Annotated in this window: 16 protein-coding genes; 9 read left to right on the top strand and 7 right to left on the bottom strand. The window is 63.2% G+C overall.

From position 1 onward, the window contains the following. Positions 1-257: 257 nt before the first annotated feature. Positions 258-1,337 carry an LLM class flavin-dependent oxidoreductase gene (locus tag R8871_RS27450; protein WP_175053284.1) on the bottom strand — a complete coding sequence of 360 codons (1,080 nt, stop codon included), beginning with the start codon at positions 1,335-1,337 and terminating at the stop codon, positions 258-260. Positions 1,338-1,940: 603 nt separating this feature from the next. Between R8871_RS27450 and R8871_RS27445 the strand changes: the two genes are divergently transcribed. Further along, the gene (locus R8871_RS27445; RefSeq protein ID WP_175053283.1) at positions 1,941-2,156 is read left to right on the top strand and encodes a hypothetical protein; all 216 of its coding nucleotides are present in this window, start codon (positions 1,941-1,943) and stop codon (positions 2,154-2,156) included. Between the two features lie 361 nt (positions 2,157-2,517). Then, a complete protein-coding gene (locus tag R8871_RS27440) occupies positions 2,518-3,513 on the top strand; it encodes an LLM class flavin-dependent oxidoreductase (protein ID WP_175053282.1) in 996 nt (331 codons plus the stop codon). Between the two features lie 268 nt (positions 3,514-3,781). Here R8871_RS27440 and R8871_RS27435 read toward each other — a convergent pair whose 3' ends face one another. Then, positions 3,782-4,936, bottom strand: coding sequence for an alpha/beta fold hydrolase (locus R8871_RS27435; RefSeq protein ID WP_175053281.1), 1,155 nt, complete (start codon positions 4,934-4,936; stop codon positions 3,782-3,784). A 585-nt stretch (positions 4,937-5,521) separates the two neighbouring features. Between R8871_RS27435 and glgC the strand changes: the two genes are divergently transcribed. From glgC to R8871_RS27410, 5 genes are all read left to right on the top strand, one after another. After that, positions 5,522-6,787, top strand: a complete 1,266-nt coding sequence (glgC, locus tag R8871_RS27430) for a glucose-1-phosphate adenylyltransferase (RefSeq protein WP_175053280.1) — start codon at positions 5,522-5,524, stop codon at positions 6,785-6,787. 143 nt (positions 6,788-6,930) lie between these two features. Then, entirely contained in the window at positions 6,931-8,391 is a 1,461-nt protein-coding gene (gene glgA / locus R8871_RS27425; RefSeq protein WP_175053279.1) for a glycogen synthase GlgA, read from the top strand. A gap of 329 nt (positions 8,392-8,720) precedes the next feature. Beyond that, positions 8,721-9,587 carry a pyridoxal kinase PdxY gene (gene pdxY / locus R8871_RS27420; protein ID WP_175053278.1) on the top strand — a complete coding sequence of 289 codons (867 nt, stop codon included), beginning with the start codon at positions 8,721-8,723 and terminating at the stop codon, positions 9,585-9,587. Positions 9,588-9,675: 88 nt separating this feature from the next. Continuing rightward, the gene (locus R8871_RS27415; protein WP_175053277.1) at positions 9,676-10,137 is read left to right on the top strand and encodes a hypothetical protein; all 462 of its coding nucleotides are present in this window, start codon (positions 9,676-9,678) and stop codon (positions 10,135-10,137) included. 466 nt (positions 10,138-10,603) lie between these two features. Further along, a complete protein-coding gene (locus R8871_RS27410) occupies positions 10,604-11,755 on the top strand; it encodes a branched-chain amino acid ABC transporter substrate-binding protein (RefSeq protein WP_175053276.1) in 1,152 nt (383 codons plus the stop codon). A gap of 97 nt (positions 11,756-11,852) precedes the next feature. On the opposite strand, the gene R8871_RS27405 is transcribed toward R8871_RS27410, so the two are convergent. Further along, positions 11,853-13,757, bottom strand: coding sequence for a DUF3857 domain-containing transglutaminase family protein (locus R8871_RS27405; RefSeq protein WP_175053275.1), 1,905 nt, complete (start codon positions 13,755-13,757; stop codon positions 11,853-11,855). Next, positions 13,754-14,653 carry a helix-turn-helix transcriptional regulator gene (locus tag R8871_RS27400; RefSeq protein ID WP_175053274.1) on the bottom strand — a complete coding sequence of 300 codons (900 nt, stop codon included), beginning with the start codon at positions 14,651-14,653 and terminating at the stop codon, positions 13,754-13,756. Before R8871_RS27400 ends, R8871_RS27405 begins: the two co-directional genes overlap by 4 nt. Positions 14,654-14,762: 109 nt before the next feature. Between R8871_RS27400 and R8871_RS27395 the strand changes: the two genes are divergently transcribed. Further along, the gene (locus R8871_RS27395; protein ID WP_175053273.1) at positions 14,763-15,308 is read left to right on the top strand and encodes a hypothetical protein; all 546 of its coding nucleotides are present in this window, start codon (positions 14,763-14,765) and stop codon (positions 15,306-15,308) included. 74 nt (positions 15,309-15,382) lie between these two features. Here the strand turns inward: R8871_RS27395 and R8871_RS27390 are convergent, their stop codons facing one another. Then, a complete protein-coding gene (locus R8871_RS27390; RefSeq protein ID WP_175053272.1) occupies positions 15,383-16,048 on the bottom strand; it encodes a hypothetical protein in 666 nt (221 codons plus the stop codon). Positions 16,049-16,364: 316 nt separating this feature from the next. On the opposite strand from R8871_RS27390, the gene R8871_RS38765 reads away from it, so the two are divergent. Further along, entirely contained in the window at positions 16,365-16,499 is a 135-nt protein-coding gene (locus R8871_RS38765) for a hypothetical protein (protein WP_281370256.1), read from the top strand. 320 nt (positions 16,500-16,819) lie between these two features. Here R8871_RS38765 and hutG read toward each other — a convergent pair whose 3' ends face one another. Then, positions 16,820-17,638: an N-formylglutamate deformylase gene (hutG, locus tag R8871_RS27385; protein ID WP_175053271.1), complete on the bottom strand. Its 819-nt coding sequence runs from the start codon at positions 17,636-17,638 to the stop codon at positions 16,820-16,822. A gap of 108 nt (positions 17,639-17,746) precedes the next feature. Next, complete coding sequence (locus R8871_RS27380) at positions 17,747-19,132, bottom strand: formimidoylglutamate deiminase (RefSeq protein ID WP_175053270.1); 1,386 nt, start codon at positions 19,130-19,132, stop codon at positions 17,747-17,749. Positions 19,133-19,138: the final 6 nt, after the last annotated feature.

Raw genomic sequence — 19,138 nt, 5'->3', positions numbered from 1 at the left:
GGTGTCTTGCTGCGCGCTAGCAGTTTGTGGTGCTGCAGCGCTTTGCAGCGTGGGGGCGCTTTGCGGCGCTGGGGTGTCTTGCAGCGGGCTAGAGGTTAGTGGTGCGGCAGCGCCCTGCAGCGTGGGAGCGCTTTGCGGCGCCAGGGTCTCTTGTTGCGCGTGAGTACTTGGCGGCGGCGTGTTTTGCAGCGCGTGAGTACTTGGCGGCGTCGGGGTGTTTTGCAACGCGGCGGACAGATCGGTCATCGCGGCTCCGTTCAGGCGGCCACGCGCTCGACGCGCGCGATCCGTTCGCGAGTGGCCGGAATCAGTTCTCGGCCATAGTCGATGGCGTCTTCGAGCGGATCGAATCCGCGCACGAGGAAGGTCGACACGCCGAGCGCGTAATACTCCGCGAGCGTTTCGGCGACCTGTTCCGGCGTGCCAACGAGCGCAGTCGAATTCGAGCGTCCGCCGATTTCCTTGGCGACGCCGGTCCACAGACGTTCATCGACGCGATCCGACCCACCCGATGCCGCGAGCAGCCTCCGCGCGCCTTCACTTTGCGCCGGGCCGCCGACGCCGAGGCCTTGCGCCGCGCGCAGCCGCCGCGTTTCTTCGAGGATATGCTCCGCGCGCTCCCACGCGGCTGCTTCGGTAGCGGCGAGGATGGGCCGGAACGACACGGAAAAACGCACGTTACGGCCGTGTTTAGCGGCTTCGGCACGCACGCGGGTGACCTGTTCGCGCACTTGCGCCTTCGATTCGCCCCACAGCGCGTAGACGTCCGCATGCCGTCCGGCGATCTCGAGCGCAGGCGCGGATGCGCCGCCGAAATATACGGGGATATGGGGTTGCTGCACCGGCTTCACTTCGGAGAAGCCTTGTTCGAAACGATAGTACTGACCGTTGTGATCGAAGGGTTTCGCTTCAGTCCAGATGCGACGCAGGATGTGCAGGTATTCGTCGGTGCGGGCGTAGCGTTCGTCGTGCGACAGGTAATCGCCGTCGCGGCGTTGTTCGGCGTCGTCGCCACCGGAGATGATGTGGACGGCGAGACGGCCGCCCGAATAGTGATCGAGTGTCGCCAGTTGACGCGCGGCGAGCGTGGGCGAGACGAAGCCCGGGCGATGGGCCAACATGAAATGCACTTTGCTCGTGACGCTGGCCGCGTGGGCGACGGTGAGGAGCGCATCGGGGCTCGTCGAATGATGCGGCACGAGGATGCGGTCGAAGCCCGCGGCTTCGTGAGCGCGGGCGAATTGCTCCACGTAGTCGATGTCGATGATCGGCCCTTGCGGGGCGTGGGTCTCGGACACCTTGCGGGTCTGGATCATGCCGATGAATTCGATGGACACGGTGGTGTCTCCCAGGGTGGTTTTTTGCCCGGCGGGGCGGTGGGTTTCCTGAATGGATGCGGTGCTCTGTTCGAGGGGATTAAGGTAGCAGCGCTACATGCGGTTGTTAAATATTGATCGGACATATCTATATCGGAATTGCATGTAACAGATTGGGGGCGGCGCTGGGCTTGGTCTGGTTTTTTTGCCTGCGGCTGTGGGGGGTCTTGAGTTGGTTGCCTGTTCGGCGGCATTTGGCCGTGTTCTTAGGGCTTTGGCCTTTCCTTGTATTGTTAGTGGTCTATTGGCGTTGCCCCTGTGCGGGGCGGCACTTACTTTCTTTGCCGCCGCAAAGAAAGATAAGCAAAGAAAGCGGCTCAAACCGCTAATGCTAAGTGGGGTCCGTGGTCTGCTGCGGGTAGTGGTGCGACTGGAATCTGTGCTCTCGCGCATTCGGCGTTAGTGACAAAGGACTCATCAGTTCCCACTTCGCACTGCGTGCGTCGCGGACGGGTCTGCCGGGGAAACCAAGTGCTTCGGTTGAGGTTTGTGGGGGCCGTCGGCTTCGCCTCGGCGAGGTGCTCCTCCATTCACCCGGGAACCCCTACCTCAAATGATTTGTCGGTGCCCCGCAATCACGGTCTCGCTCTCGCTCTCGCTCTCGGTCTCGGTCTCGGTCTCGGCTGCGGCTGCGGCTGTGGTGGCGGTGGCGGTGGCGGTGGCGGTGGCGGTGGCGGAGCAAAGACGAGCCACGGCCCGCTGGCGAGGAGTGAGCATCAAAACGTAGCGGGCGGTTTTATGAATGGCGCTTCGGCGCGCGCAGCGCCGCCGGAAGAATGACGCCCTTGTCACTGGCGTATGCAGGGGCACGAACACAGATTCCAGATGCACCACTACCCGCAGAAAACCACGGCGCCCACTTAGCATTAGCGGTTTGAGCTGCTTTCTTTTGCCTACTTTTCTTTGCAGCCGGCAAAGAAAAGTAGGTGCCCCCCCCGCACAGGGGGAACGCTAATAGACCACTAACAATGCAAGGAAAGGCCAAAGCCCTAAGAACACGGCCAAATGCCGCCGCCAAAGGCAACAAACCAATAACCCCCTTCCACGAACGTGGACATCCCCACGCGATCAGCAGAAAACCAAAACCTTTGCCACAATGCCCCATCGCGCGAAAGCGCCCGAATCAGCAAATGAACAGAAAATGATCCCCTTTTCGGTCCTGGACCTATCGCCAGTCATCGCAGGCGCCACCCCCGCGGACGCGTTCAAAAACACATTGGACCTCGCCCAGCATGCGGAAAACTGGAACTATCGCCGCTTCTGGCTAGCAGAACACCACAACATGACCGGCATCGCCAGCGCGGCCACCGCTGTCGTGATCGGCCACGTCGCCGGTGGGACAAAGAAAATCCGCGTCGGCTCCGGCGGCGTCATGCTGCCCAACCACGCTCCGCTCGTCATCGCGGAACAATTCGGTACCCTCGCCTCGCTCTATCCGGATCGCATCGACCTGGGCCTCGGCCGCGCACCCGGTACCGATCAAAGCACCGCCCGCGCGCTGCGCCGCGATCTGCAAAATAGCGCGGAGTCGTTTCCCGACGACGTCGTCGAGTTGCAACGCTATTTCGCCGACCCCGTGCCGGGTCAGCGTATTCGCGCAGTCCCCGGCGCAGGCCTTCATGTGCCGCTGTGGCTGCTCGGCTCGTCGCTGTACAGCGCGCAACTGGCGGCGGCGCTCGGTCTGCCGTTCGCATTCGCGTCGCACTTCGCGCCCGATCACATGTTCACGGCGCTGAAGGTCTATCGCGAGCAATTCCGCCCGTCGGCGACGCTCGACAAGCCGTACGCCATGGTCGGCGTCAATCTGTTCGCCGCCGATAGCAACGAGGAAGCGCGACGTCTGTTCACCTCGCTGCAGCAGCAGTTCGTCAATCTACGGCGCGGCACGCCCGGTCAATTGCAGCCGCCGGTCGAGCGGATTGAAGCGTCGGAGATGGAGTTGAACGGCGTTGCGCATTCGCTCGCCTGCTCCGTAATCGGCGATCGCGATACGGTTCGCGAAGGACTGCAGTCGGTCATCGATCAGACCGGTGCGGATGAATTGATGCTGACCGCGCAAATCTACGATCACACAGCACGGCTGCGCTCGTTTGAGATCGGTGCGCAAGTGCGCGAAGAGTTGGGTGCCGGTAAGTAACAACGCAGGCAAGTGATAAAAGAGGGCGGCCTGTATCAGCACAGGCCGCCCTTCTTTTTTCGTCGATTGGCTGGCTACCCTAAGTACACGTGCATCAGGTTGCCCAGTCGCAACGCTCACCTCGCTCCGTCAGCGCCGTGCGAGTTCAAACTCAATTCCAAACTTCAAATGAAGCTCATGCGTTGAGGTCTGATCTCGGCTAAAGCGCTTCAACTTGATCTCACGCCATAGGCCCGGCTTGGACCCAGGCTCATCCCCGCGCTAAAACTCACCGATTAGCCGGCACCGCCGCCAGCCCATCGAGCAGCGCCTTATGAAACGCCTGCGGGTCCTGCATCTGCGGCGCGTGCCCCAAATCGGCGAATTCGACGAGCGTCGCGTGTGGAATCGCCTTCGCGGCGGCCTTGCCCAGTTCTGGGTAATGGCCGATTTTCGCGCGCACCTCAGGCGGCGCAGCATCCTTGCCGATCGCGGTCGTGTCCTTCTGGCCGATCAGCAGCAACGTCGGCATGCTCAAGTGGCCCAGCTCGTACACAACAGGCTGCGTGTAAATCATGTCGTACAGCAACGCGGAATTCCACGCCACGATCTGTTTGCCTGGGCCGCGGTACATCCCCGCCAGCATCTGTACCCACGGCTCATAGTCGGCGCGCCACTGGCCGGCGTAATAGGTCGCCTGCTCGTAACGGCGAATGCTGTCCGCCGTCGTCTTCAACTCGCGCTCGTACCATTGGTCGACCGATAAAGACGGCACACCTTTCGCCTTCCAGTCCTCTAACCCGATCGGATTGACCAGCACCAGTTGCTGCGTTTCATGCGGATACATCAGGGCATAGCGGATCGCGAGCATGCCGCCGGTCGAATGGCCGATCACGGTCGCATTGGTCACGCCGAGCGATTCGAGCAGCGCATGCGTATTGCGCGCGAGTTGCTGAAAGCTGTACTGATAGTGCTCGGGCTTGCTTGATTTACAGAACCCGATCTGATCCGGCGCGATCACGCGGTAACCGGCGTCGCTCAGACGATGGATGGTCGCGTCCCACGTCGCCGCACAAAAGTTCTTGCCGTGCAGCAATACGGCTGTGCGACCGTTCGCATGCTCCGGCTCGATATCCAGGTACGCCATGTGCAGCGCCACACCTTGCGAAGTGAAGTCGTATTGCTCGACCGGCGCCGGATAGTTGAAGCCCTGCAACTCGGGGCCGTACGCCGGACCGCCGTTGTCGACGGCCGCAGCCGGAGCGGCGCTGGTAACCGCGGAACCGGGCTGGGCGTGAGATCCACCCGAACCACCCGAATGCCCCGAACTGGCCGCACTACCCACAACAGCCCCACTGGCGGGCGTAGCGGCGAATGCACCGGACGCAGTGGCTAGCGCGCAGGCGCTCAAGATGGCGAACAAAGACTGACGGCGAAGATTCATCGATCGTTTTCTTGCAAAGGGAAATCGGCGGGAAGCATGCAGGCTCCGGACGCTGGAAAGCAACGCCCGCACCCCGTTCGGAGCGGCCGATTCTACGACGCTCCGGCGGACTCTGCTGCCGCGCGCGCAGGCTCAGGCGGCGCCGGCCGGTGTGGCACGCATATTGCGACGGTTCGCCTTGCGCCCTATGTGTCGTGGCGCACGGATGCGTCCCGCACAAGGGTTGATCGTTCGCAAGACGGCCGCGCGAGTTGCATCCGCACAATTCAGACTATTCGCCCGCGGCAAATCAGTGCTAGAACTAGCAGACGGGCCCGCGAAGACGAAAGCCGCCTGGCAGCACGAATCAATAACGCAGAGCGAGATAACAAGACCACCCGGGGCATACCAATCAGCAACTATCTTGCAAGGGACCGGAGTAAGCGCTGTGAGGCTGGAATAAGTGCCAGGCATGGGCTCAGAGTTCGCGCCATGGGGCAGGAGTAAGCGCTAAAGCGCTACCTCCTGCGGACATGCGAATTCTGGCCGGCAGCCAAAGCGCTAACGCCCGTCCACACGCCAACCCGGTCAACAAAGGAGACAGACATGGAAACTCCGGCACGGCTGAACGATCTGCAACGCACCACCCTCGCCATCGTCCTCGCGGGCGGACGGGGCACGCGGCTCGGGCCGCTCACGAACAAGCGCGTCAAACCAGCGGTGCACTTCGGCGGCAAATACCGGATCATCGACTTCGCGCTCTCCAACTGTCTGAACTCCGGCATCCGCCGCATTGCGGTGGTCACGCAATACAAGGCGCACTCGCTACTGCGCCACCTGCAGCGAGGCTGGGGCTTCCTGCGCGGCGAATTCGGCGAATTCATCGATCTCTGGCCGGCGCAGCAGCGGGTAGAAGGCGCCCACTGGTACCGCGGCACCGCGGACGCCGTGTTCCAGAATCTCGACATCATCCGCTCGATCCGGCCGAAATACGTGGTGGTGCTGGCGGGCGACCACATCTACAAGATGGATTACACACGCATGATCGCGGATCACGCGGAAAGCGGCGCGGATTGCACGGTCGGCTGTATCGAGGTGCCGCGCATGGACGCTGTGGCCTTCGGCGTGATGGCTGTCGATGAAAACCGCCGCGTGACCGGCTTCGTCGAAAAACCCGCCGACCCGCCCGCCATGCCGGGCCGCCCGGATTCGGCGCTCGCCAGTATGGGCATTTACGTGTTCAGCGCCGATTACCTGTATTCGCTGCTCGAAGAGAACATCTCGAGCGTCGACACCGATCACGACTTCGGCAAGGACATCCTGCCGCGCGTCGTCACGCAAGGCACGGCGATCGCGCATCCGTTCAGCATGTCGTGCGTGTCGTCGGACCCGACGGTCGAGCCGTACTGGCGCGACGTCGGCACGATCGACGCCTACTGGGCCGCCAATCTCGATCTTGCCTCCACTATCCCGACGCTCGACCTGTATGACCGCAACTGGCCGATCTGGACGTATCAGGAGCAGTTGCCACCCGCCAAGTTCGTACGCGATATGAAAGGTCTGCAAGGCACCGGCAACAACCTGATCGTGTGCGGCGGCTGTGTGATTTCCGGCTCGCAGATTTCACGTTCGGTGTTGTCATCGAACGTCAAAGTGAGTTCGTTCTGTAATATCAATGAGGCAGTCTTATTGCCGCAGGTCACCGTCGGCGCGAGTTGCCGGCTACAGAAAGTGGTGATTGACCGCGGCTGCACCATTCCGGACGGCACGGTGATCGGCGAAGATCCGGCGGCGGACGCCGAACGCTTCTATCGCACCGACGACGGCGTCGTGCTGGTCACGCCCGACGCACTGCGGCAGAGGGGAACGTAGTCGTCGCCGGGGCGGCAAAACGAACGGGCTGGCTACCGGCTGGCTAATAGCCAACAGCCAATAGCCGGCCGCCCGTCTTGCCGCCCGCGCAAACTGCCGCGGACCTGCCGCAAACCCGCACTAACAGGAACGAGACCGAGCCTATGACGATTCGCGCCCTGCACGTCGCAAGCGAGCTGTATCCCCTCCTCAAAACGGGCGGTCTCGCCGACGTCGCGGGCGCGTTGCCGCCCGCGCTGATCGAGCGCGGCGCCGACGTACGGGTGCTGCTGCCCGGCTTTCCGGCGGTGGTCGCCGGCTTGACGGACTTGCGGCCGGTGGCGCAGCTGGGCCGCCGCTTCGACTCGCCGGGCGTCACGCTCGAACAGGGCACGCTGCCGTCGAACGGCCTGATCGTCTACGTAATCCGCGCGGGCTCGCTGTACGACCGGCCCGGCAACCCCTATCTGAATGACGAACACGTACCGTACGGCGACAACGCGCAACGCTTCGCCCTGCTCGGCTGGGTCGCGGCCCAACTGGCACAGCACCTCGACCCGGCGTGGGCACCGCAGATCGTCCATGCGCACGACTGGCATGCCGGACTCGCGCCCGCCTATCTGAAGGCGGCTGAACGGCAGCACGGCCGCTCGTTCGCGCGCAGCGTCTTTACGGTGCACAACCTCGCGTATCAGGGCGTGTTTCCGGCGCATCAGTTCGGCCAGCTAGCGCTGCCTGACGACTTCTTCAGCATGCGCGGCGTCGAATTCTATGGGCAGTTGTCGTTTCTCAAGGCTGGCCTTTACTACAGCGACCGCATCACCACCGTCAGCCCCACCTACGCCCGCGAAATCCAGACTCTCGCCCAAGGCGGCGGGCTCGACGGCTTGCTGCGCCATCGCTCGCACGATCTGAGCGGCATCCTGAACGGCGTCGATTACTCGGTGTGGAATCCCGCTACCGACGCGCTGCTCGAAGATCACTACACGGACACCCGTCTGGCCGGCAAACTGGCCTGCAAGGAGGCGCTGCAAAAGCGCTTCGGCCTCGCGCAGAAAAGCGATGCGCTGCTATTCGGCGTGGTGAGCCGGCTGACCGAACAGAAAGGCCTTGACCTGCTGCTCGAGGCGGTGCCGGAAATTGTCAAACGCGGCGGTCAGCTTGTGGTGTTCGGCACCGGCGACCCGGCGCTCGAAAACGGTTTGAAACGCGCCGCGCACGCGCATCCGGAATCGGTGGCGGTCGAACTGGGTTTTGACGAAACGCTCGCGCATACGATCGTCGCGGGTAGCGACGTGATCGCGGTGCCGTCGCGCTTCGAGCCCTGCGGGCTCACGCAACTGTATGCGCTGGCTTATGGGTCGCTGCCGCTCGTGCATTGCGTCGGCGGCCTCGCGGATACCGTTGTGGACGCATCGCTCGAAAATCTCGCCGAGGACCTCGCTACAGGCTTCGTATTCGAACGATTCGAGCCGAAGGGCATTGCGGCGGCGATCCGCCGCGCGTTTGCGCTCTATGACCGGCGCACCGAGTGGAAAGCCACGCAACGTCGCGCGATGCATCAGGATTTCGGCTGGGGCGCCTCGGCCGAGCGCTATCTGGCCTTGTATCGGGAACTCGCCTGAATCGCTGCCGCGCACCATTTCAGCGACTACCCGAGTCGCTGAGTGCCGGATTTAGCGCGGCCGACGCCCTCGCACAAGCCTTCGTCGTAGTTCTCCCAGGCGGCCCCGTTTGATGGTTGGACGCAACAACTCGGGGACGGATCGACTCGCGCGTGACAAACTCATGTATTGTTTCCTGACTATGCAGATCGCGCATTTTTCTTGCACCATCTGAAACACAGTCACGAAATACAGTCACGCCGCTTCAGGCGCCCGGCCAAAGCCGGTTCGTTACCGCGGCCATCCTTCTGTTCTCTTTGATCGCGCACCACGCTTGCGCGGGCCACACCATGACGAAAAACGTTCTGAGCATCCAGTCACATGTCGTCTTCGGGCACGCGGGCAATAGCGCGGCCGAATTCCCGATGCGGCGGCTCGGCGTCAATGTCTGGCCGCTCAATACCGTGCAGTTCTCGAACCACACGCAATACGGCCATTGGACCGGCGGCGCGATCGAGGCCTCGCAGATGGAAGAGCTCGTCGAGGGGATCGGCGCGATCGGCATGCTGCCGCGCTGCGACGCCGTGCTGTCCGGCTATCTGGGCACGCCCGAGCAGGCGCAAGCGGTGCTGGAGATCGTCAAGGCCGTGAAGGCCGCCAATCCGCGCGCGTGGTACTTCTGCGATCCGGTGATGGGCGCCGCGAGCGGCTGCAAGGTCGAACCGGGCATCCAGGAATTTCTCGTGCGCACCATGCCGGAAGTCGCCGACGCGATGGCGCCGAACCATACCGAGTTGCAGCGGCTCGTGGGCCGCGAGATCGAGACGCTCGAAGAAGCCGTGACCGCGTGCCGCGAGGTCATCGCTCGCGGGCCGAAGCTCATGCTGGTGAAACACCTGCTCGATCGCAACAGTCCCGCCGACCGTTTCAACATGCTGGTCGTCACCGAGCGCGAGGCCTGGATGGGCCAGCGTCCGCTCTATCCGTTCGCGCGGCAGCCGGTGGGCGTCGGCGATCTGACGAGCGCGGTTTTCGTCGCCCGCACGCTGCTGGGCGATTCGATCCGCTCGGCCTTCGAGCACACGCTGGCCGCCGTGAACGCCGTCGTGAAAGCGACATGGCAGGCCGGGCGCTATGAACTGGAACTGGTGGCGGCGCAAAACGAAATCGCGCAACCGCGTGAATGGTTCGACGCGTGGGTGGCGGAAACGGCTTAGGTCCTATAATGCGTGCCGAGCAGGCGCGGGCCGCTACCCGCCCGCGCCTCAATTTTCAGGCATCCGGCATTCAGCAGACGAGGCATCGATGGACGGTTATATCCGCAGCGAGCGGGAAGAATTTTTTGAGCAGTTGTGCGTCAGTGTCGACGCGGACGAAGCGCACGAGCAGGAAGCGATCGAGTACTTCGAGAACCAGTTCGACCAGGCCGACTTCGATCCCGCACAGTGGCTCGACATCGCGCTGTTCTATTCGCCGGCGGTGGCGCGCGGCATCGTCGAAATGGTGACGCCCGACGACAAGGCGCGCAGCAACATCGCCGAAATCATCGCCGACAACCTCGACATTTCGTACGGCGAGGACGAGTGCCAGCAGTTCGCCGAGACCATCGAATTCGCGCTGAACAACGGCGTTCCGGTGGACATCGACCTGGTGCTCGACGGCTGCCAGCGCGCAATCGACGATCTCGACACCTGGGCCGACGACGAAACCAAGGCGCCCCTGCTGCGTCTGCGTGAAGAGTTGCTGCGCCAGCAAGGCGAGCAGTGAGAATGTAGTTTCAGGCCGGCGCGCTCGCGCCGGTTTCTCGAGCATCATCCGCAAGCCGTAACCCAGGCCTTAACAAGCAGGCTGCATTCCCCCCGTTTACCCACCCGCGCAGCGGCCCATGCTTCTTAAGCATATGCCGCAATCCGCACCCGCACGCCGCCGCTGACAGGCCGCCAGCCCAAGCGCTGTGCGGGCTATGCCGAAATGCTCATTCAAAGCGCCGCGAACTGCCAAGACGGTCGCAAATTGGCTTTCTATATTCGCGCCAGATTGACCGGCATGTGAACGCCATTGCGCACGCCCCAAGGGTTCTTCCTACCGGCGTATTCCAGCATTGTTGATGGCGACCGATCGTCCGTACTCTTGATGACGCGCGCCATGCGAAGTCGAACCCATGCTTGCGCGTCGATCCAGCGTTACCGCCTTACTGCTTTCACACCTGAAACTGTCGATGGAGAGAAAGACCATGAGTCTTCGCAACACGCTGAAACCGCTTGCACTGTTCGTTGGCGCTGCCTTCGCGATCGCGCCGCTGGCCAGTTTCGCCGACGACCTGCCGGTAAAGATCGGCTTCGCCGCACCGCTGACAGGCGCCAACGCGGGCTACGGGAAAGATCTGGAGAACGGTGTCCGGCTTGCCATCGAGGAAGCCAACGCCCAGAAGATCAAGATCGGCGACAAGGTCGCGCAATTCCAGCTCGTCTCCGAAGATGACCAGGCCGACCCGCGCGTCGGCGTGCAGGCCGCACAGAAGCTGGTCGACGCCGGCGTCTCGGTGGTCGTGGGCCACTTCAATTCGGGCACGACGATTCCTGCCTCCCAGGTGTACGAGCAGGCCGGCATTCCTGTGATCGACCCGGCCGCCACCAACCCGATCATCACCGGGCGCGGCTTCGCGAACACCTTCATGGTGATCTCCACCGATGCGCAGAACGCCGGCAACGCGGGCGTCTACGCCGTCGAGGTAACGAAGGCCAAACGCATCGCGATCATCGACGACCGCACCGCGTTCGGCCAGGGCGAGGCCGACGAGTTCGAGAAGGCGGTGAAGGCGCACGGCGGCACCATCGTGACGCGCGAATACACCGACAATCATGCGGTGGACTTCAGCACGCAGATCACCAAGATCAAGGCGACTAACGCCGATCTGATTTTCTTCGGCGGTCTCGATACGCAGGCGGCCGGCTTCGCGAAGCGGATGAAGCAACTGGGGATGAACGCGCAACTGGTGGGCGGCGGCGGCGTGATGGACCAGGACTTCATCAAGCTCGCCGGCGACTCGTCCGAAGGCGCGATGGCCTGGGAATACGGCAGGCCGTTGGCCCAGTTGCCGGGCGGCAAGGACTTCTCCGCGAAGTTCAAGAAGCGCTTCGGGGTGGATATCCTGTCGTACGCGCCGTTTGGATATGACGGGGCATGGGCCGCGATCAAGGCCATGCAGCAGGCAAAATCCACCTCGCCGGCGGTCTACCGGCCGGTGCTCAAGGCACTCGATTACGACGGCGTGACCGGGAAGATTTCGTTCGATAGCACCGGGGCGTTGAAAAGCGGCGCTTCCACGCTGTATCAGGTCAAGAACGGCGCCTGGGTGCCTATCGTGACCAAGAGCGGAAGTTAAGCTGAGCGTCTCTTGTTGCCCATGACGGCGTTGCTGTTCATGCGGCAGCGGCGGTAAAGAAGTACCGCCGCTGCCGTCGGCACGGTCGATGCCGCACCTACCTGACTGCCTTCAACACCACCTCGGCGTCGAGATCCCGCTCGATCCGGATCAGATCATCCTTCACGCCGGCAAAGTCGGCCGCAGAGCACATCTGATGGCCGAACGCGGCGCGCAGGTGTCGCCTGACCTGCAAGACCCGCGTGGCAGGATCGAACACGTAGTGAGAAGAAAACTCGAGGAAACGATCCTTCACCGCGGCGTCTGGCGGCACATCCGTCACGCGGGCGAACCCCGGCAGTGTCATGGCCAGCGTTTCATCGAATTCCCCGCCGATGCACGCCCAGGGCTGCGTGCGCGAAGGCTCCGCCAGCCACGCCTGCACCTGCCCGGCCATTCCGCCCGATAAGCTCGTCAGGGCCGGCACTGCTGTCGTCCCATCAGTCCAGACAAAATGTGGCACCCGTCCCTGCATCGAGGTGGAAAAAGGTCCATCGGTCGAACTCAGATCGTCCGTGCGCAACTGCGCTGTGCCATGCAGGCCCGTCAGCAATAGACGATTCGCCGCAATCTGTTGCGTGCGCTGCCTCGTTACCCGCCGAAACATATTGCGTTCGAGCTCCGCGGTATAGCCGGCATCTTCCACGCGATAGGCGTAGTTCGCCGCCCCCCTCTCATCGATATCGATCTGCAGGCGCGCCGTGCGCTCGCGCAACTGCGTGGCCGGCGTGCGCGCCAATACACCCTCGTCGACCAGCAAAACGGGCCGGTCCATCACGCTCGGCGGCAAATAACCAAAACTCATGCCTCCTGCCGTGGTGTCGGCAAATAGCGATAGATCAGGAATCCAGACGATTGCATGATTGATCGCGCTCTCGCCGTAGCCGGGTACCGCCGGCAAACTGTAGTACGGCCCGAGATTGAGCAGCACAGCCTCGCTGCGGATGCCGACCGCGGCGAGAAGCGCGCTGTACAACGCGACGTGGTCCTTGCAGTCGCCATAGCGGTTGTGCAGGATGTCGATCGCCTTATGCGGGATCGCCGCCGTCTCGCCGAGAAACAGCGCAACGTAGCGGATATTCAGGCGCATCCAGTCGTACAGGATCTGCGCCTTCGCACGCGGATCGCTTGCCTCCGCGGTCAGGCTCCGCGCAAGTTGAACGATGGCCGGGTCGCTCATCGTGGCGTCGGCAGCAGGACCGCGATAACGCGCGGCGAAATTCGCAAAGTCCGGCACGGTCGACACCATCAGCCGGTCGCCCCAGTTCGCATAGCCCACCGCGCCCGCTTCGAGCGGCGCATACGGACCGTGCTGGTAATCGAACTCGTAGCGGGTGCGGCCGTTCGCCGTGACGGGCTGCAGCGCGACGTAGCCGCGCGCGTCGGCATAAAGCGGCACGTCGGCGGGCAGGTCGAAGATCAGGCGCTGCATCTCGACAGGCTCGCGCGTCGGTTCGACCAGATAGGCGAACGTGCCGGCCTGCAGGGGCTTCGTGCGCGTCTTGCGAAACGCCAGATGCACGCGCGAGCCGGGTTCGACGCCCGGAAAGATCACGGTGCGCAACACGCCGTCTTCGAAACTCGGCGCGCCCGCCGAGCGGGGCTCCTGCACGTCGCGGATCGCTTCAGGCCCGACCGGATGCGCGACGCCGTTCGAATCGATCGTTTCCGTGGTCAGCAGTTGCACCCGCTCGATGTCCTTGTTGAACCACACGTAGCGTTGCGCGATATCGTCGACGCCGCTCGTCGTGTTGGCCCGCAGGACCGTGTCGTCATGTTCTTCGACGGAGCCGTCTTTCTGGATCACGAAGAGGTGGACGTCGCGCTCCGTCGTCGAGGGGGAGAGGTCGTCGTTTGGGGTGCTGGAGGCGCTCGAAACACTCCCCTCAGCCTGCGCGACGGTTGCACCCGCAACCAGCGCCAACGCGGCGGCTAGCTCAACGAACACGAACCACCGCGTCATGCGCGACGCGCCCTGCCTCGCGCGCGCCACGCACGCGGACTCGACGCAAATTCCGCGCGAAACGCGTGATTGAAATTCGACAGATCGTTGAAGCCGCAGTCGAACGCGATATCGACGACCTTCGCGCTGTCGTCGTGAAGGCGCAAGGCCGCCGCTCGCAGGCGCGCGCGCAGCACATATTGATGCGGTGTCACGCCAGTCACGCGCTGGAACGTGCGCAAGAAGTAGAACTCGCTCAGACCCGCCGCGGCAGCGAGGCTCGTCAGCGTATGCGCAGCGCCTGGCGTGTCGTCGATCAGGCGCACCGTCTGCGCTACGCGCGACCAGGCCACGGCGCTTGCGGGCGGTTCCGCGCGCTTCAATGCACCCGCCGCCTTGAGCGTCGAGACGGCCACTTCGACCGCGAGTTCGTCCCACACCGCACCGCCCGTATCGAGGGCGCCGGCACAGGCCCGCGCGATTAGCGGCGACAACGCAGGTAACGACGGAATGCGCGCGCGCCTGAAGTTCAGATCGCCGCTCGCGATGCCCGCGTCCGCGGCCAGCCGCTCGAAGTACGCTGGCGCATAGCGAAAGGCAATGCAGCGATCACCGGGTGCATGCCGATGGCCGCATTCGAAGCAGTCACCCGTATTGCCGAGCAACAGCGCGCCGGGGGTCAGCAACGCGCGTCCCGTCGCTGTCCGGTAGCCGAACGAACCGGCCACCACCATCGCGATGCACACGCCCGCGTGCCGTTCCTCGAACGGCTGATCGCGTGGACCGAAGGTGCAGAGGATGTCCGCGACATCCCAGCTCGCGCCCTGGGCCAGCGGACGCGCGTTCGTGCTGCCGCGCGTGCCTTCCCGCGCGCGCTGTGCGAGCGCCTGCTGCAAAGTGACGGCAATTTTCCCCAAGATGCACCTCGGCTGAGTCCGTATCGTCGTTTTAGCACATCGGCGGTCGTCGCGGTTCTGCCTGTTATCGCAATGCCGCTTTCACCGGACACCCGAAGGAGCACATACGATGAACATGCTGGATGACACCGTCGATTGCCGCTTTCACACCGCCTTGAGCGCCCCGGCGCGAGCCGCCGACATCGACGCCGCCGACGACCTCTACGGCTGGCTGATCGGTAGTTGGGACATGGACGTGCTGCATTACCGCGTCGACCTCGGCAACGCGCGCCGCCGCGGTGAGATTCATTTCGGCTGGGTGCTGGAGGGCCGCGCCGTGCAGGACGTGTGGATCATGCCGCCCTGCCGCGAACATCATGCGGGGCTCACGGCCGCCGACACGATGTACGGCACCACGCTGCGCGTGTGGGACCCGGCGCTGCGCGCCTGGCGCGTGACTTACATGAATCCGCTGACCGGTCAGCGCGATGAACTGATCGGCCGGCGCATCGGCGATGATCTCGTGCAGATCGGCACCCACGCGAACGGCACGCCGATTCGGTGGAATTTCACCGATATCACGAGGGATTCGTTCCGCTGGACCGGCGTCGCACTGGCGCAGGATGGCGTGACGTGGACGCTCGAGGCGGAATTTCACGCGCGACGCAGGCGCTAGGTTGCGGCCGGACGATCAACAGGTTTAACTGGTTCAACAAGCCTGAATGCAACAACGACGCCCGGCTGCAAGCTTCAATCCCCTCCCCCAATCTGCGCAAGCAAAGCCTGCAAGCGCTCCACATGCCTGAGCAGCAAGTGCCGATGCTTTTCAATCTGCTCGAGCCGGCCCGCCAGGTCGGCCTGAATCGGGTCGTCGAGATCGGCCGCGGCAATCACGTCCTCCACTTTCGATCGCACCGACGCAAGCTCCACCGGTGCATGACTCAAATGGCGCTCGAAACGCCGCACGTCCTGTATCGCCAGATCGCGGACCTTGCGGAAGTGAGCCTGACGCCGATGCGCTTCGGCGTCGAGTGTCTCTTCTTCCACGCGTTTGGCCGGCGCCGTCTGGCCGAAAATCGGCTCGGGTGGCCGCAGCACCGTCTTCTTGCGCACCGGATGCGCCGTGCCGCGAAAACGCGCAAGCGGCTGTTCGTTGTCGATCGCTTCGCGCGCGTTGGCCGGTATGTCCTGCTCGGTATGCGACACGTTCATCCAGCCGGCCGGCAAGCCGGTGACCGCTTCGATACCGCGCACGAACTCCTCGCTGAATTCGCGCTGGCCGGACAGCATCAATTTGAGGTAGCTGGCTGAAAAGGTCATCATGCGCGCGAGACGCGTCGCGGCGCCGACCTCACGGGTCAGCAGCACCAGGTTCGCTCGCCAGACCGGGAGTAGCAATTCGTCGGAATCTTCCATCGCTGGGTCTTCCATCTTTTTGCCCGATGTACGGACGACGCGCTTTTCACACGTCATCGTTCTGAAAGGGTAGCCGCTTCAGCGTATGGGGCGCAATGCCCGCGCGCATCCCGCGACTGTCGAGGTATCGAAATGACACGCTATGGCGCGCCGCTGCCCGGGGATAAAACGCCACGAAGGCAGGCGTTTTGAGTTGACCCATGCATTCGGTCAGCGTTCCTTCGCTGCGCGCCCGATGTGTGGCATCCTTTCGACCCGTTGTGGCACGCCACGTGCTGCAGCGTTAGCACCACCACCATGATTTAAGGATTTTGTAATGAAGAAAATTGTCCTCGCCGTCGCAGCAACGATCGTCGCCCTGAGCGCGATCGCTCCCGCTCAAGCTTACGAGCACCACCGCGAATGCCACAAGGTGCGCGTCCACCATCACTGGGAACGTCGCTGCCACTGAGCGTTACGCAGCGCCCCATACCGCGCGCGCATCGAAAAGCCTCGCCACAAGCGGGGCTTTTTTGTAGCCGCTCCACCGGCTCCGCTCTGACGAGGCTTCAGTCAGAGCTTCAGCGAAACCTGCGACGCTCTATACGTTCGGCGCGAACGCCGCAGCATGCAATCACGGACACATGCTGTTACACCTTTGCGGTGTGAGCCGACGCGGTCGCGGCCTCGCGGAATGCGAAGCGCGGCGAACCGCGTGGAAAAGATGAAATGGATACCCATGACGGCAGCGAAGTGAGGCGTCTGCCATCAAGCTGCCGCCGTTAAGCCGCTTTAGGCTGCTTTAACGCGCTCCAACGCCGTCATCACGAGCTCTTCCAGCAAGGGCTCGATCTTCAACGCCAGCGTTTCGTCATACGCATACGGCATCTGCTCTTCCATATACGTAATCTGCGACAACTCGAGCTGGACCGCATGCACGCCCTGCGACGGCTGCCCGTACTGCCGCGTGATATACCCGCCCTTGAAGCGCCCATTGGCAATCGACGAATAACCGCCATGCCGCTCGACCACAGCAGCCAGTTCCTCGCCTAATCCGGCCACCGCGCTGGCGCCGTTCGACGTGCCGAAGTTGAAATCCGTCAGACGGCCTTCGAAAAAACGCGGCACGTGCGAGCGGATCGAATGCGCTTCCCACAGCAGCACCTTGCCGTGCTTCGCCTTCAGCGCGGCAATCTCACCCGTTAGCGCGTCGTGATAGGGCTTCCAGTAAGCCTCGCGGCGACGCGCGATTTCGGCGTCGTCCGGCAGATGGCCGTCGAGGTACAAGGGTTCCTTGTCGAAGGTATCGACCGGCAGCAAGCCGGTGGTGTCCTGCCCCGGATACAGATTCGCGCCGTCGGGCGGACGGTTCAGGTCGATCACGTAACGCGCGTAGGTCGGCGCGAGGATCGACGCGCCCATGCGTTTCGCAAACGCGTAGAGACGGTCGAGATGCCAGTCGCAGTCGTCAGTGCGCTGCGCGACCGGTGTCATCGTTGCGGCGATATCGGCGGGGATTTGCGTGCCCAGATGCGGGATCGAAATCAGCAACGGCAAGCTTCCCTGATGCAGCGATAGAACCGGCGGAGTAGTAGTAGACGAAGCAGTCATGTCAGTCCGGAATCGATGGGATCGATAAAAATCGAAGGCTCAGCGTGTTCAGCCGTTCATGCGAGCGCTTCGCTTCAGCACGCGGCTTCAGCCAACGGCGTCAGTAGTTTACTTGAGCAAATCGGCCAGCGCCCCGCGATAACGCGCGTAAGCGCCCTCTTCATCGCGATGACGGCGATTGTCCACGACCTTGTCGCCGCCCGCGTAGACGTCGCGAATCGGCGTCTCGCCATGTTCGCAGAATACAACGCCCGAGAGCCACGCGTTCGGCGCGTGCTCGGCAATGCTCGAATGATCCGGGTCGAGCACCAGCCAGTCGGCACGACGGCCGGCCTGTAATGCACCCACTGCGCGACCCGTGGCATGCGCGCCGCCTTCGAGCGCCGCGTCGAACAGACGATCGGCCACATGCGTGGCCTGCGCCGATGCCAGCACATTGCGCTGACGGCGTGTCAGGCGCTGGCCGTATTCCAGCAAACGCAATTCCGCCCGCCAGTCGACGCCGATATGGCTATCCGATCCGACCCCGATGCGCCCTTGCGCGTCGAGATACTCTTGCGCCGGAAAAATGCCGTCGCCGAGATTTGCTTCGGTAGTCAGACACAGACCCGCGACTGCGCCGCTCTTCGCGAGCGCCAGCGTTTCGTTCGCATCGACATGCGTGGCGTGCACGAGGCACCAGCGGCTGTCCACGTCGAAACGATCGAGCAGCCACTGCACCGGCCGCGCACCTTCGGTTTCGAGGCAGGCGTCGACTTCGGCGGTTTGCTCGGCGATATGGATGTGAACCGGCGCAGTTCGATCGATGCCATTCAGCAACGTGTGCAAAGAATCGGCCGATACCGCACGCAACGAATGCGGCGCGACGCCATAACGCAACGCCGCACTCTCGGGACGCGCCGCGCGCACCGTGCCGAGCAGATCGAGCAGACTCTCCGGCGTGTTGATGAAACGCTGCTGATCTTCGCGCGGGGGGCGCGAGCCGAAGCCGCTGTACTGATACAGCACGGGCAGCATTGTCATACCGATGCCGCTCGCTGAAGCGGCGTCCACTACACGCTGCGCCAGTTCCGCCTGATTCGAATAGCGGCTGCCGTCCGGCGTGTGGTGCACGTAGTGGAATTCGCAGACCGACGTGTAACCCGCCTTCAACATCTCGATGTACAGCCACTGCGCGACGGCAGCGAGCCCTTCCGGCGTGATCCGCGCAGCGAAGCGGTACATCAGATCGCGCCAGCTCCAGAAGTTGTCCGTTGCGTTCGCACGATATTCGGTCAGGCCGGCCATTGCGCGTTGAAACGCATGCGAGTGAAGATTCGGCATGCCTGGCAACACCGGGCCGGCGGCTTTTTGCACACCGTCGGGAACCGATGCCGTATCGGGCGTCACGGATGTCAGCGTACCGTTAGCGTCCCATTCCAGCAGCACATTGCGGCGCCAGCCGTCGGGTAGATAGGCGTGATCGGCGAATAGTGATTGTTTTGATTGCATCATCTCTCA

This window comes from Paraburkholderia sediminicola, from assembly GCF_902859805.1.
Lineage (GTDB): Bacteria > Pseudomonadota > Gammaproteobacteria > Burkholderiales > Burkholderiaceae > Paraburkholderia > Paraburkholderia sediminicola.
The sequence above is the reverse complement of the archived record's forward strand: the minus strand, read 5'-3'. Positions and strand labels throughout refer to the sequence as shown.